The organism is Streptomyces sp. NPDC004065, from assembly GCF_044903565.1.
In the GTDB taxonomy this organism is placed as follows: Bacteria; Actinomycetota; Actinomycetes; order Streptomycetales; family Streptomycetaceae; genus Streptomyces.
Genome location: NZ_JBJDQT010000007.1, coordinates 93,925 through 107,024 on the forward strand (window position 1 = coordinate 93,925; position 13,100 = coordinate 107,024).

Below are 13,100 nucleotides of genomic sequence, written 5' to 3' on the forward strand. Positions count from 1 at the left end.
GCGGTCCCCTCCGGTGCACCATGACTGCATGCTGCTCGCCCGGCTGGCACAGGTGTCACGGGAGGTCGCGGCCACTTCGGCGCGGTCCCGGAAGATCGCGCTGCTCGCGCAGCTGTTCCGGGACGCGGACGCGGACGACGTGCCGGTCGTCATTCCGTACCTGGCGGGACGGCTGCCGCAGGGGCGGCTGGGCGTGGGCTGGAAGGTGCTGGGACGCGAGGTCGCGCCGGCCGCCGAGGCCACGCTCACGGTACGGGCGGTGGATGCCCGGCTGACCGAGCTCGGCAAGGTGTCAGGGCCCGGCTCGCAGGCCGAACGGTCCGGGATCGTGGGCGAGTTGATGGGCGCGGCCACCGAGGACGAGCAGCGCTTCCTGCGGGGCCTGCTCACCGGGGAGGTCCGGCAGGGGGCGCTGGACGCCATCGCCGTCGAGGGTCTGGCCGAGGCCACGGGCGCGCCGCCCGCGCAGGTGCGGCGGGCGGTGATGCTGGCCGGGTCGCTGCAGACGGTGGCGCGGGCGCTGCTGGCCGAGGGACCGGCGGCGCTGGAGCGGTTCCGGCTCACCGTGGGCCGTCCGGTGCTGCCGATGCTCGCGCAGAGCGCCTCCTCGGTGGCGGAGGCGGTGGAGAGGCTGGGCGCGTGCGCCGTCGAGGAGAAGCTGGACGGCATCCGGGTGCAGGTGCACCGGGACGGCGGCAGCGTACGCGTCCACACCCGCACGCTGGACGACATCACCGCCCGGCTGCCGGAGGTCACCGCGGCCGCGCTGGAGCTGGCCGGGGACCGGTTCGTGCTGGACGGCGAGGTGATCTCCTTCACCGCGGACGGGCGCCCGCGCTCGTTCCAGGAGACGGCCGGGCGTGTGGGGTCCCGGCTGGACGTGGCGGCGGCGGCCGAGGCCGTTCCGGTCTCCCCGGTGTTCTTCGACGCGCTCGCGGTCGGCGACCGGGACCTGCTGGACCTGCCGTTCGCCGAGCGGCACGCCGAGCTGGCCCGGCTGGTCCCGGAGCCGATGCGGGTCGCCCGTGCCCTGGTCGGCGGCCCGGCGGACACCCGGCGGGCCGAGGAGTTCCTCGCCACGACCCTGGAGCGCGGCCACGAGGGCGTCGTGGTGAAGGCGCTCGACGCGCCGTACAGCGCGGGCCGGCGCGGAGCCTCCTGGCTGAAGGTCAAGCCCGTGCACACCCTGGACCTGGTGGTCCTGGCCGCCGAGTGGGGCCACGGCCGGCGCACCGGCCGGCTGTCCAATCTGCACCTGGGCGCGCGGACCGCGGACGGCGGCTTCGCCATGCTCGGCAAGACCTTCAAGGGCATGACCGACACGCTGCTGGCCTGGCAGACCGGGCGCCTGCGGGAGCTGGCCGTCGAGGAGCGGGGCTGGGGCGTCGTCGTACGGCCCGAACTCGTCGCCGAGATCGCCTACGACGGCCTGCAGCGCTCCAGCCGCTACCCGGCGGGGGTCACCCTCCGCTTCGCCCGCCTCGTGCGCTACCGCGAGGACAAGCGCCCCGAGGACGCGGACACCGTGGAGCAGGTGCTGGCCGCCCATCCGCAGGTGCGGCCGTGACGGGCGCGGGGCGGGACCGGCGCGGCAGGCGCAGCGCCGGCCTGCTGCTGTACCGGCGCGCCGGCGACGGGCTGGAGGTCCTGCTCGGGCACATGGGCGGTCCGCTGTGGACCAGGCGCGAGGCCGGGGCGTGGACGGTGCCCAAGGGCGAGTACGAGCCGGACGAGCCCGCCTGGGACGCCGCCCGCCGTGAGTTCCGCGAGGAGCTGGGGCTGGCGCCGCCCGACGGCGAGCCGTTGCCCCTCGGCGAGGTCCGGCAGCGCAACGGCAAGGTGGTCACGGCCTGGGCGGTCGAGGGCGACCTCGACCCGGAGTCGATCGTCCCCGGCACCTTCCGGATGGAGTGGCCGCCCCGGTCCGGGAACGTGCGGGAGTTCCCGGAGATCGACCGCGTGGCGTGGTTCGGGCTCGACCGCGCCCGCCAGGTGATCGTCACGGCCCAGGCCGCGTTTCTCGACCGACTGGCTGAGCACTCGCTCTGAGGAGGCCGCACGCGTTGCGTTCGGCACCGCGGCGCGCGAAGGTCGAAGCACAGCCCGCTCGAAGGGGAGGTCAGCCATGTCCATCGCCACGGTGAACCCGGCCACCGGCGAGACGCTCAAGACGTACGAGGCCATGGACGAGGAGGAGGTCGAGCGCCGGCTCCAGCTCGCCGAGGCCACCTTCCGTACGTACCGGACCACGGGTTTCGACGAGCGCGCCCGGCTGATGAACCGGGCCGCCGACCTCCTCGACGAGGACCGGGAGGAGATCGCCCGTGTCATGACCACGGAGATGGGTAAGCCGGTCAAGCAGGCCCGCGCGGAGGCGGCCAAGTGCGCCAAGGCGATGCGCTGGTACGCCGAGCGCGCCGAGGGACTGCTCGCCGACGAGGAGCCCGCCGAGTCCGACGTGAAGGACTCCGGCGCCTCCCGTGCCCTGGTCCGCTACCGGCCGCTCGGCCCGGTGCTCGCCGTGATGCCCTGGAACTTCCCCCTGTGGCAGGTCGTCCGGTTCGCGGCGCCCGCGCTGATGGCCGGCAACGTCGGCCTGCTCAAGCACGCCTCCAACGTGCCGCAGACCGCCCTGTACCTGGAGGACCTCTTCCACCGGGCCGGATTCCCCGAGGGCTGCTTCCAGACGCTGCTGATCGGCTCCGGTGCGGTCGACGACATCCTGCGCGACGAGCGGGTGCGGGCGGCCACGCTCACCGGCAGCGAGCCGGCCGGGCGGGCGGTCGCCTCCACCGCCGGGGAGATGATCAAGAAGACGGTGCTGGAGCTGGGCGGCAGCGACCCGTACATCGTGATGCCCTCGGCCGACGTCGACCGGGCCGCCGCGGTGGCGGTGACCGCACGGGTGCAGAACAACGGGCAGTCGTGCATCGCGGCCAAGCGGTTCATCGTGCACACGGACGTCTACGACGCCTTCGCCGAGCGTTTCGTGGCCGGTATGAAGGCGCTGAAGATGGGCGACCCGATGCAGGAGGACACCGAGATCGGGCCGCTCTCCAGCGAGCGCGGGCGTGCCGATCTGGAGGAGCTGGTCGACGACGCCAGGCGTGCCGGCGCGAGCGTGCTGTGCGGCGGCGAACGGCCCGCCTGGCCGGGCTGGTACTACCCGCCGACCGTGCTGGCCGGCGTCACCCGGGAGATGCGCATCCACCGGGAGGAGGCCTTCGGGCCGGTCGCCACGCTGTACCGCGCGGGCGACCTGGACGAGGCCGTGCTGATCGCCAACGACTCGCTGTTCGGCCTGAGTTCGAACGTGTGGACGCGGGACGGGGCCGAGGTCGACCGGTTCGTACGGGACCTGGAGGCGGGCGGGGTGTTCTTCAACGGGATGACCGCCTCCCATCCGGCGCTGCCGTTCGGCGGGGTGAAGCGCTCGGGGTACGGGCGTGAGCTGTCCGGGCACGGAATCCGCGAGTTCTGCAACATCACCACGGTATGGCACGGAGCGTGAGGCTTCCGCGGCTACGATCCTTTTTGTGAACCGCGAAGTGACTCTGCCTCTGATCGTCGACGACCGCGGTGCCCTGCAGGTGGCCGCGGCCGACGTGAGCAAGCTGCTGCGGACGGTGGGCGGCAGGTGGCTGCGTCTGGTCGAGGCCGGCCAGGAGGGTCTCGACGAGGACACGGTGGCCGCCCTGACGATCGAACTGGCCAAGCTGGCGGACCGCATCGACGTCGCGTGCATCGCCCACAGCAGCGGGGCGGCCTCCGGGTGAGCGGCCGCGGCGGTGCCCGTCCTCCGGGGCCGCCGCGAGTCCGCCGGGTCCCTCGCGCGGCCGGGCCCGGCCGGGGCGAGCCGACCGCAAGTGGCCCCGGCCGTATGTGTGTTGAGCCGTCGCCGCACGCGCTGGGGCGTTCAGAAGAGGACGACGGCACGGTGCGCCTGGACCCGCCGTCGCCGCACGCGCGGGGGCGTTCCTTCCGTGACCCGTCACTGTCACCGCCCCCGCCGTCCCCGTCACCGCCGTCCCCGTCACCGCCGTCACCGCCCCCGCCGTCCCCGTCACCGCCGTCCCCGTCACCGCCGTCACCGCCCCCGCCGTCCCCGTCACCGCCGGCGCTGTCACCGGTCCCGCCGTCCCCGTCACCGCCGGCGCTGTCACCGGTCCGGTGGGCACCGGCCTCCGGTCACCTCCGCACAGCCCGTGCACGCGCGCCCGGCCGAGCGGCCCGGAAGGAGGCGGCGCCCGCCGGCCCCCGGGCCCCCGTCCGCCCCGTAGGCCCGATCTCGACCGCCACGGCCCCCAGGCAGGCCACCGAAGGCCGGTTCGTCGGCCCGGACCGGCTCCCCCGGCTCCCGGGCTCGGCTCCGCCCCCACGGCCGGCCCGGCCGGCCCGCCGCCGCCCGTGCCGCGGCGAGCGCGGGCACCTCCGCAGCGGCCCTCGCGCGGCGGCCCCCGGTGGCCTCGCCCGAAGGTGTGCGTCCCCGCCCGAGGGCCCCCGCTGGGCCCACGCGATGGTGCCCTCCGGCCCCGCGCGGCGGTGCCCCCGTGGCCTCCGCGCGGCCCGCCCGTCGACGGCGATCGCGCGAACGGCCCCGTCCACGGGCCGGGCGCGGCGCGCGCCGGGCGGTTCGGCGTGCTGCGGCGCGTACCGGTCCGGCCCACCCGGCACGGGACGGCGGTCCGTTCGCACGCACGCCGCTGACCTGCGTCTTTCCTGACGCCGAGGGTCCGGCGCCGCTCGCTCGCGGGCCCCGTCGGGCACCGCGCGAGCCCGGCCGCGTGTCGCCGGATTGGAGTAGTCCGGCGCGAGATCGTCGCCCTCCCGGGCGATCGTGGGTGGACCACCCTTCTGGGTGCAACACCCTCTGACCGGGGGGCTACCGGCCTTCCGGAAGGCGAAAGCAGGCACGGCTCATGGCGACTTTGTGCAGACCCTCGGTGTCCGTTCCAGAGCACGTGATCACGATGGAGGAAACGCTGGAGCTCGCACGCTCCCGCCACGCGGACCATCCGCAACTCCCGCTGGCCCTCCGGCTGATCGAGAACACCGGTGTGCGCACCCGGCACATCGTGCAGCCCATCGAGGAGACCCTCAAGCACCCGGGCTTCGAGGACCGCAACAAGCTCTACGAGCGCGAGGCCAAGGCCCGCGTCCCCGCGGTCGTCCAGCGTGCGCTGGACGACGCCGAACTCCTGACCACGGACATCGATGTCATCATCTACGTCTCGTGCACGGGCTTCATGATGCCCTCGCTCACGGCGTGGCTGATCAACGAGATGGGCTTCGACTCGACCACCCGCCAGCTGCCCATAGCCCAGCTGGGCTGCGCGGCCGGCGGCGCGGCGATCAACCGGGCCCACGACTTCTGCTCGGCCTACCCGGACGCCAACGCGCTCATCGTGGCCTGCGAGTTCTGCTCGCTGTGCTACCAGCCCACCGACCTCGGCGTCGGCTCGCTGCTGTCGAACGGGCTGTTCGGCGACGGCATCGCGGCCGCCGCGGTACGCGGCACCGGCGGCACCGGCGTCCGGCTCGAGCGCAACGGCTCGTACCTGATCCCCAAGACCGAGGACTGGATCGCGTACGACGTCCGGGCCACCGGCTTCCACTTCCTGCTGGACAAGCGGGTGCCCGCCACCATGGAGCCGCTCGCCCCGGCCCTGAAGGACCTGGCCGGAGTGCACGGCTGGGACGCCACCGACCTGGACTTCTACGTCATCCACGCCGGCGGCCCCCGGATCCTGGACGACCTCAGCAAGTTCCTGGAGGTCGACCCGCACGCCTTCCGGTTCAGCCGGGCCACGCTCACCGAGTACGGCAACATCGCCAGCGCCGTCGTACTGGACGCGCTGCGCCGGCTGTTCGACGACGGCGGCGCCGCGGACCAGGCGCGCGGGCTGCTCGCCGGGTTCGGTCCGGGCATCACCGCGGAGATGTCCCTGGGCCGCTGGCAATCCGGGGAGGGGGCATGAGCGAGGAGACGCTCACCGAGACCCTGCCCCCGGTGCGGCACTGGCCGGTGCCCGACCTCCCCGGCGTCGACTTCGACCCGGTCCTGGCCGAGCTGATGGAGGAGGGCCCGGTCACCCGCGTCGAACTGCCCAACGGCGAGGGCTGGGCCTGGCTGGTGACCCGCATGGACGACGTGCGGTTCGTCACCAACGACCCCCGGTTCGGCCGGGCGGCCGTCATGGACCGCCAGGTCACCCGGCTGGCCCCGCACTTCATCCCCACCCGGGGCGCGGTCGGCTTCCTGGACCCGCCCGACCACACCCGGCTGCGCCGCGCGGTCGCTCCCGCCTTCACCGCGCGGGGCGTCCAGCGGGTGCGGGCCGGAGCCCGGCGCACGCTGGACGAACTGGTCCGCGCACTGCTGCGGGACGGGCCGCCCGCCGACCTGACCGCGGCGGTGCTCAGCCCGTTCCCCATCGCGGTGATCTGCGAGCTGATGGGCGTCCCCGCCGCCGACCGGCACGCCATGCACACCTGGACGCAGCTCATCCTGTCCTCCGCGCACGGCGCCGACGTCAGCGAGCAGGCCAAGGAGGAGATGGGCGCGTACTTCGCCGAGCTCGTCGAGGCGCGCACGGACAGCACCGAGGAGGACGTCACCTCCCTGCTCGGGGCGGCCGTGGGACGCGGCGAGATCACCCCGCAGGAGGCCGTCGGGCTCGCGGTGCTGCTGCAGATCGGCGGCGAGGCGGTGACCAACAACTGCGGGCAGATGTTCTACATCCTGCTGACCCGCCCCGAACTGGCCGCGCGGCTGCGCGCCGACCCGGGGATCCGGCCGCAGGCCATCGACGAACTGCTGCGCTACATCCCGCACCGCAACGCGGTGGGGCTGTCCCGGATCGCCCTGGAGGACGTGGAGATCAAGGGGGTGCGGATCCGGGCGGGCGACGCGGTCTACGTGTCGTACCTGGCCGCCAACCGCGACCCGGACGTCTTCCCGGACCCGGAGACGATCGACTTCTCGCGCAGCCCCAACCCCCATGTGGCGTTCGGCTTCGGCCCGCACTACTGCCCGGGCGGCCAGCTCGCCAGGATGGAGTCGAACCTGCTGGTCGACGCCCTGCTGGACCGTCTGCCCGGACTGCGGCTGGCGGTGCCGCCCGGTCGGGTGCCGTTCCGCAAGGGCGCGTTGATCCGCGGGCCCGAGGCCCTTCCCGTGACGTGGTGAGGCCGCCATGACCACCGAGGGGCTGCTCGTACCGCCGGGCCCGGACCGGATCGCCCGGACAGAGGGGCTGCTCGTGCCGCCGGGCCGGGGCCGGGTCGTCGAGACTCCGGCCCAGCGCGTGACCTTCAAGGTCACCGGCTCGCACTCGCGGTTCGCCTCCACCTTCGAGGTGGAGGTCCCGCCCGGCTTCGACGTGGGCGCGCATGTGCACACGCGCAGCGAGGAGTTGTTCTACGTGCTCGAGGGCGAGCTGGACGTGCTCGCCTTCGAACCCCGGGTGCGGACCCCCGACCGCTGGCAGCGATGGGAGTCCCGTTCCGGCAGCCGGGTGGTGCGGGCGGGCCCGGGCACGGTCATCGTGGTGCCCCCGGGCTGCCCGCACGCCTTCGCCAACCCCACCGACGCCCCGGCGAAGATGTTCTTCCAGGCGTCCCCGCCCCCCGATCACGAGCGGTACTTCGAGGAGCTGCTGGAGATCCTCGGCGACGGCGGCCCGCCGGACCACGCGGCGATCGAGGCGCTGCGCAGGCGGTACGACATCGAGCAGCTGACGCCGCTCAGACATCGCTGAACCGGACACGCCACGCGACGCGCCGCCGGGCCCGCGCAGGGCGGGTCCGGCACCGCCGGTCCCCGGCACCCGGCACGGCCGTGACCGGCACCCGGCACCGCTGTCACCGCCTGGCGCCGGGTCGCGCGGGCCGGCGGCCCGCGCGACCCGCCGGCCTAGCGGATCGGCATCCCGGAGACCGTGCGGGCGATCACCAGCCGCTGGATCTCGCTGGTCCCTTCGAAAATGGTGTAGATCGCCGCGTCGCGGTGCATCCGCTCCACCGGGTACTCCCGGGTGTAGCCGTTGCCGCCCAGGATCTGGATCGCCTGGGCGGTGACCTTCTTCGCGGTCTCACTGGCGAACAGCTTGGACATCGAGCCCTCGGCGGCCGTGAACGGCTTGCCGTTGACCGCCATCCACGAGGCGCGCCACACCAGCAGGCGGGCGGCGTCGATCTGCGTGCGCATGTCGGCGAGCTGGAAGGCGACGCCCTGGTTGTCGATGATCGGCCGGCCGAACTGCTCACGGGTCCTGGCGTAGTCGAGGGCGACCTCGTACGCGGCGCGGGCCGTGCCCACGGCCATCGCGCCGACCGCCGGACGCGAGGCCTCGAAGGTGGCCATCGCCGCGTTCTTGACGCGCTCGCCGCCCTTCCTGGCCTTCTCGCGGGCGCGGGCGAGGCGCTCGTCCAGCTTCTCCTTGCCGCCGAGCAGGCAGGAGCCGGGGACGCGCACGTTGTCGAGGATCACCTCGGCGGTGTGCGAGGCGCGGATGCCGTGCTTCTTGAACTTCTGGCCCTGGGCGAGGCCCGGGGTGCCCGGCGGGACGATGAAGGAGGCGTGGCCCTTGGAGCCCAGCTCCGGGTCGACGGAGGCGACGACCACGTGGACGTTGGCGATGCCGCCGTTGGTCGCCCAGGTCTTGGTGCCGTTGATCACCCACTCGTCCTTGGCCTCGTCGTAGACCGCGCGGGTGCGCAGAGAGGCGACGTCGGAGCCGGCGTCGGGCTCGGACGAGCAGAAGGCGGCGACCTTGACGTCGTCGGCGTCGCCGTACATCTGCGGGATCCAGGTGCCGATCTGCTCCTCGGTGCCGTTGGCGAGGACGCCGACCGCGGCCAGGCCGGTGCCGACGATGGACAGGGCGATGCCGGCGTCGCCCCAGAACAGCTCCTCCATCGCCATGGGGATGCCGAGGCCGGTGGCGTCGAAGTACTGCTGGGCGTAGAAGTCGAGGGAGTAGATGCCGACCTTCGCGGCCTCCTGGATGACCGGCCAGGGAGTCTCCTCACGCTCGTCCCATTCGGCGGCCGCGGGGCGGATGACGTCGGCGGCGAAGCCGTGCAGCCAGTCCCGGACCTCCTTCTGTTCGTCGTTGAGCTCCATGGTGAACTCGGCCATGTCCCCTCCAGCGGCACACATGCATGTTACTTGCGGTAACACTACTGTGTTACCGACCAGTAGGAAATGTCAACTCCTCATGATCGCTCGGCAGCCCGTTCGATGCGGACGGGCCTGGCAGTGTTAGTTTGCGCAGGCGTCACCGACACAGCATGGGTGGGGAGAGATCATGGACACCACGCAGCGGACCGATCAGCAGCGGTCCGCCGACCGCCGACGGCGCGAGCTGCTGGAGGCCGCCGACCGGGTGGTGCTGCGCGACGGCCCGCAGGCCTCGATGAACGCCATCGCCGCCGAGGCGGGCATCACCAAGCCGATCCTCTACCGCCACTTCGGCGACAAGGGCGGCCTGTACGCCGCACTCGCCAAGCGGCACACCGACGCCCTGCTCGACTCGCTGCGGGCCGCGCTGGACGCCCCCGCGGACCGGCGCGAGCGGGTGGAGTCGACGCTGGACACCTACCTCGCGGCGATCGAGGCCCGTCCGCAGGTGTACCGGTTCCTGATGCACCCCGCGGAGGGCGGCCAGAGCGCCGACCAGGGCTTCGACGTCGGCCTGCACTCCGCACCGCTGCTGCGCCGCATGGGCGAGGAGCTGGCCCAGGTCATCGAGGAGCGGCTGGACCTCGGTCCGGACAGCCAGCAGCTGGCCCGGGTCTGGGGCCACGGCATCGTCGGCATGATGCACGCGGCCGGCGACTGGTGGCTGGGCGAACGCCCGTGCTCGCGCGCGGACCTGGTGCGCAGTCTGGCCGACCTGCTCTGGGGCCGGCTGGCGGCGGCCGGCGACAAGATGGGCGGTCCCGGCTTCTGACGGCCCGCCCGCCGGGCACCACCGGGGGCCGCCCCCGCCGGGGTACGACCCGCCCGCCCCGCCGGGGCCCGCCCCCGCCACGCACGACCGGCCCGCCCCGCCGCGCACGACCGGCCCGCCGGCGCCGTCCCGACGCGTGCCTCCCCCGGGCCGGCGCCCGGACGGCCGGAGCGGCCCGCGCGGTTCAGCCGCGCGCGGCCCAGGGGGCCTTCGCCGCCCGGCGCAGGAGCCTGCGGCGGCGAAGGCCGGTCAGGCGGTCGGGGTACAGGCCGCCCGCCAGGTGGTCGCACTCGTGCTGGAGGCAGCGGGCGAAGAAGCCCGTGCCGTGCACGGTGACCGGCTCCCCGGCCACCGTGAAACCCTCGACGACCGCGTGGTCGTAGCGCTCCGTGCCCGCCTCCAGACCGGGCAGGGACAGGCAGCCCTCCGGGCCGCGGACCACCACGCCGTCCGCCGTCACCAGGCGCGGGTTGACCACATGGCCGAGGTGGCGCACGTCCTCGTCGTCCGGGCAGTCGTAGACGAAGACGCGCAGCGCCTCGCCGACCTGGTTCGCGGCCAGCCCCACCCCCCGCGCGGCGTACATCGTGGCGAACAAGTCCTCCACGAGCCGCGCCAGTTCCGGACCGAAGTCGGCGACCTCCCGGCACGGCTCGCGCAGCACCGGGTCGCCGAGCAGGGTCAGGGGCCGCACGCGCCCGCGGGCGCCCGGGATCGAGCCGTGTCGCATGGCGGCAAGGGTACGGTCCTCCTGAACGCGCGAAGGGCGCGCGGGCGCCGTGACCGGTGCCGGGATTCGGAGCACCAGTGGATCTCGATAGGCTGAGGTCCACACCACGTTGCCGGATGGCTCAGGCGCGGCGCGTACGCAAGGAGGATCGAGAACTGATGGCAGGCAACTCGGACCCGCTCACGCCGCGGGCCAAGCTGGCCGTGACCGCGGGCAAGGCGGTCGCGGCGGCATCGCGTGCCGCGGGGCGCGGCAGCGGTTCGGTGATCGGCGGCCGGGTGGCGCTCAAACTCGACCCCGACCTCCTGGCCCGGCTCGCGCAGAACCTGGACGTCGTGCTGGTCTCGGCGACCAACGGCAAGACCACCACCACCCGGCTCATCGCCGAGGCGCTGCGGGCCGCCGGCCCGGTCGTCTCCAACGCCCTCGGCGCCAACATGCCGGCCGGCATCACCTCGGCGCTGGCGGGCGGCTCGGACGCCCGGTACGGCGTGATCGAGGTGGACGAGAAGTACCTCGCGGGCGTGGCCCGGGACACCGACCCCAAGTGCATCGCGCTGCTCAACCTCTCCCGCGACCAGCTCGACCGCGCCGCCGAGACCCGGATGCTCGCCGAGAACTGGCGCGAGGGCCTGGCCGGCTGCAAGGCCGTGATCGTCGCCAACTGCGACGACCCGCTGGTGGTGTGGGCCGCTTCCTCCTCCCCCAACGTGGTCTGGGTGGCCGCCGGGCAGATGTGGAAGGACGACGCCTGGTCCTGCCCGTCCTGCGGCGGTGTGATGCAGCGTCCGGGCGAGGACTGGTTCTGCAACGAGTGCGGCTTCCGCCGGCCCGCCCCGAGCTGGGCGCTCAACGGCGACCACGTGCTGGACCCGCACGGCTCGGCCTGGCCGATCCACCTGCAGCTGCCGGGCCGCGCCAACAAGGCCAACGCCGCCTCCTCGGCCGCCGTCGCCGCCGTCTTCGGGGTGCCGCCGCAGGTGGCGCTGGAGCGGATGTACCAGGTGCAGGCGGTCGCCGGACGCTACGACGTCGTCCAGTTCCAGGGCCGCGACCTCAGGCTGCTGCTGGCGAAGAACCCGGCCGGCTGGCTGGAGACGTTCTCGCTGATCGACCCGCCGCCCACCCCGGTGATCCTGTCGGTGAACGCGCGCGGCGCGGACGGCACCGACACCTCCTGGCTGTGGGACGTGGACTACACCCGGCTGACCGGCCACCCGCTCTTCGTGATCGGCGACCGGAAGCTGGACCTCGCGGTGCGTCTGGAGGTCGCCAACCAGCACTTCCAGGTCTGCGAGAACCTCGACCAGGCGGTGCAGCAGGCCCCGCCCGGCCGGATCGAGGTCATCGCGAACTACACCGCGTTCCAGGACCTGCGCCGCCGCGTCGGCAACTGAACCACGGCCACCTTCCCCGAAGGGCGATCACTGCATGAGCGACAACCAACTGCGGCTGGTGTGGATCTACCCGGACCTGCTGAGCACCTACGGCGACCAGGGCAACGCGCTCGTCGTGGAGCGCCGGGCCCGGCAGCGCGGCCTGGACGTGGCCCGTCTCGACGTGCGCAGCGACCAGCCGATCCCGACCTCCGGCGACATCTACCTGATCGGCGGCGGCGAGGACCGCCCGCAGCGGCTCGCGGCGGAGCGGCTGCGCCGCGACGGCGGTCTGCACCGGGCCGTCGGCAACGGCGCCATCGTCTTCTCCGTCTGCGCCGGCTACCAGATCCTCGGCCACGAGTTCATCAACGACCTCGGCCAGCGCGAGGCCGGCCTGGGCCTGCTCGACGTGGTCTCGGTGCGCGGCGAGGGCGAGCGGTGCGTCGGCGACGTGCTCGCCGACATCGACCCGCGGCTCGGCCTGCCGCAGCTGACCGGCTTCGAGAACCACCAGGGCGTCACCCACCTCGGCCCCACCGCCCGTCCCCTCGCCCAGGTCCGCCTCGGCCGGGGCAACGGCACCGGCGACGGCACGGAGGGCGCGTACAACGACACCGTCTTCGGCACCTACATGCACGGGCCGGTGCTCGCCCGCAATCCGCAGATCGCGGACCTGCTGCTGAAGCTGGCGCTCGACGTGAACGCACTGCCGCCGATCGACGACCGCTGGTACGAGGCGCTGCGCGGCGAGCGCATCGCGGCGGCCCAGCAGCCCGCCTGAACACCCGCCGCCGACCGGGCGGCCGAAGGCGCGGACACCGGCGGGAACGGTTCTGCGGACGCCCTCGGGCCGCGCCCGTCCACCGGCCCGGCGGCCTGTGCGGACGGCCCGTCTGACGGGCCGTCCGCACAGGTGAGCGGCCACGTCCAGCAGGCGGACGCACCGTGCGCCGGCCCCCCGTGGTGCCGCTAGGGTGGCGGTGATCGAGCCGGACAGCGCGGTCCGGTCCCGTGCCCAGGTGGAGAAGGTTTTTC

Annotated in this window: 11 protein-coding genes and 1 pseudogene; 10 read left to right on the forward strand and 2 right to left on the reverse strand. The window is 73.8% G+C overall.

All coding sequences use genetic code 11. The features are described 5' to 3' along the window. Positions 1-28: 28 nt before the first annotated feature. The 7 genes and pseudogenes from ACI2LW_RS11045 (at position 29) to ACI2LW_RS11075 (ending at position 7,760) form a co-directional block, all read left to right on the forward strand. Positions 29-1,567 carry an ATP-dependent DNA ligase gene (locus tag ACI2LW_RS11045; RefSeq protein WP_404730888.1) on the forward strand — a complete coding sequence of 513 codons (1,539 nt, stop codon included), beginning with the start codon at positions 29-31 and terminating at the stop codon, positions 1,565-1,567. Further along, the gene (locus ACI2LW_RS11050) at positions 1,564-2,049 is read left to right on the forward strand and encodes an NUDIX domain-containing protein (protein WP_404730889.1); all 486 of its coding nucleotides are present in this window, start codon (positions 1,564-1,566) and stop codon (positions 2,047-2,049) included. Before ACI2LW_RS11045 ends, ACI2LW_RS11050 begins: the two co-directional genes overlap by 4 nt. A gap of 76 nt (positions 2,050-2,125) precedes the next feature. Continuing rightward, complete coding sequence (locus ACI2LW_RS11055; RefSeq protein WP_404730890.1) at positions 2,126-3,511, forward strand: NADP-dependent succinic semialdehyde dehydrogenase; 1,386 nt, start codon at positions 2,126-2,128, stop codon at positions 3,509-3,511. A 25-nt stretch (positions 3,512-3,536) separates the two neighbouring features. Then, entirely contained in the window at positions 3,537-3,776 is a 240-nt protein-coding gene (locus ACI2LW_RS11060) for a DUF6213 family protein (RefSeq protein WP_404730891.1), read from the forward strand. Between the two features lie 1,134 nt (positions 3,777-4,910). Next, positions 4,911-5,978, forward strand: a pseudogene (locus ACI2LW_RS11065) (type III polyketide synthase); the annotation flags it as partial. Beyond that, positions 5,975-7,189 (forward strand): cytochrome P450, encoded by a 1,215-nt coding sequence (locus tag ACI2LW_RS11070; RefSeq protein WP_404730892.1) that lies wholly within the window; start codon positions 5,975-5,977, stop codon positions 7,187-7,189. The pseudogene ACI2LW_RS11065 and the gene ACI2LW_RS11070, both read left to right, overlap by 4 nt. A 7-nt stretch (positions 7,190-7,196) precedes the next feature. After that, a complete protein-coding gene (locus ACI2LW_RS11075; RefSeq protein ID WP_404730893.1) occupies positions 7,197-7,760 on the forward strand; it encodes a cupin domain-containing protein in 564 nt (187 codons plus the stop codon). Between the two features lie 155 nt (positions 7,761-7,915). Here ACI2LW_RS11075 and ACI2LW_RS11080 read toward each other — a convergent pair whose 3' ends face one another. Further along, complete coding sequence (locus ACI2LW_RS11080; protein WP_404730894.1) at positions 7,916-9,142, reverse strand: acyl-CoA dehydrogenase family protein; 1,227 nt, start codon at positions 9,140-9,142, stop codon at positions 7,916-7,918. Positions 9,143-9,311: 169 nt separating this feature from the next. On the opposite strand from ACI2LW_RS11080, the gene ACI2LW_RS11085 reads away from it, so the two are divergent. Further along, positions 9,312-9,956: a TetR family transcriptional regulator gene (locus ACI2LW_RS11085; protein ID WP_404730895.1), complete on the forward strand. Its 645-nt coding sequence runs from the start codon at positions 9,312-9,314 to the stop codon at positions 9,954-9,956. Positions 9,957-10,140: 184 nt separating this feature from the next. Here ACI2LW_RS11085 and def read toward each other — a convergent pair whose 3' ends face one another. Then, the gene (gene def / locus ACI2LW_RS11090) at positions 10,141-10,686 is read right to left on the reverse strand and encodes a peptide deformylase (protein ID WP_404730896.1); all 546 of its coding nucleotides are present in this window, start codon (positions 10,684-10,686) and stop codon (positions 10,141-10,143) included. Positions 10,687-10,844: 158 nt separating this feature from the next. On the opposite strand from def, the gene ACI2LW_RS11095 reads away from it, so the two are divergent. After that, positions 10,845-12,083, forward strand: a complete 1,239-nt coding sequence (locus ACI2LW_RS11095; protein ID WP_404730897.1) for a MurT ligase domain-containing protein — start codon at positions 10,845-10,847, stop codon at positions 12,081-12,083. Positions 12,084-12,117: 34 nt separating this feature from the next. Beyond that, on the forward strand, positions 12,118-12,846 hold the full coding sequence (locus ACI2LW_RS11100) for a type 1 glutamine amidotransferase (RefSeq protein WP_404730898.1): 729 nt from the start codon (positions 12,118-12,120) through the stop codon (positions 12,844-12,846). Positions 12,847-13,100: the final 254 nt, after the last annotated feature.

Coding starts and splice junctions, on each gene's coding strand:
- ACI2LW_RS11045 (WP_404730888.1), top strand. CDS start 29: ATGCTGCTCGCCCGGCTGGCACAGGTGTCACGGGAGGTCGCGGCCACT.
- ACI2LW_RS11055 (WP_404730890.1), top strand. CDS start 2,126: ATGTCCATCGCCACGGTGAACCCGGCCACCGGCGAGACGCTCAAGACG.
- ACI2LW_RS11070 (WP_404730892.1), top strand. CDS start 5,975: ATGAGCGAGGAGACGCTCACCGAGACCCTGCCCCCGGTGCGGCACTGG.
- ACI2LW_RS11075 (WP_404730893.1), top strand. CDS start 7,197: ATGACCACCGAGGGGCTGCTCGTACCGCCGGGCCCGGACCGGATCGCC.
- ACI2LW_RS11080 (WP_404730894.1), bottom strand. CDS start 9,142: ATGGCCGAGTTCACCATGGAGCTCAACGACGAACAGAAGGAGGTCCGG.
- ACI2LW_RS11085 (WP_404730895.1), top strand. CDS start 9,312: ATGGACACCACGCAGCGGACCGATCAGCAGCGGTCCGCCGACCGCCGA.
- def (WP_404730896.1), bottom strand. CDS start 10,686: ATGCGACACGGCTCGATCCCGGGCGCCCGCGGGCGCGTGCGGCCCCTG.
- ACI2LW_RS11095 (WP_404730897.1), top strand. CDS start 10,845: ATGGCAGGCAACTCGGACCCGCTCACGCCGCGGGCCAAGCTGGCCGTG.
- ACI2LW_RS11100 (WP_404730898.1), top strand. CDS start 12,118: ATGAGCGACAACCAACTGCGGCTGGTGTGGATCTACCCGGACCTGCTG.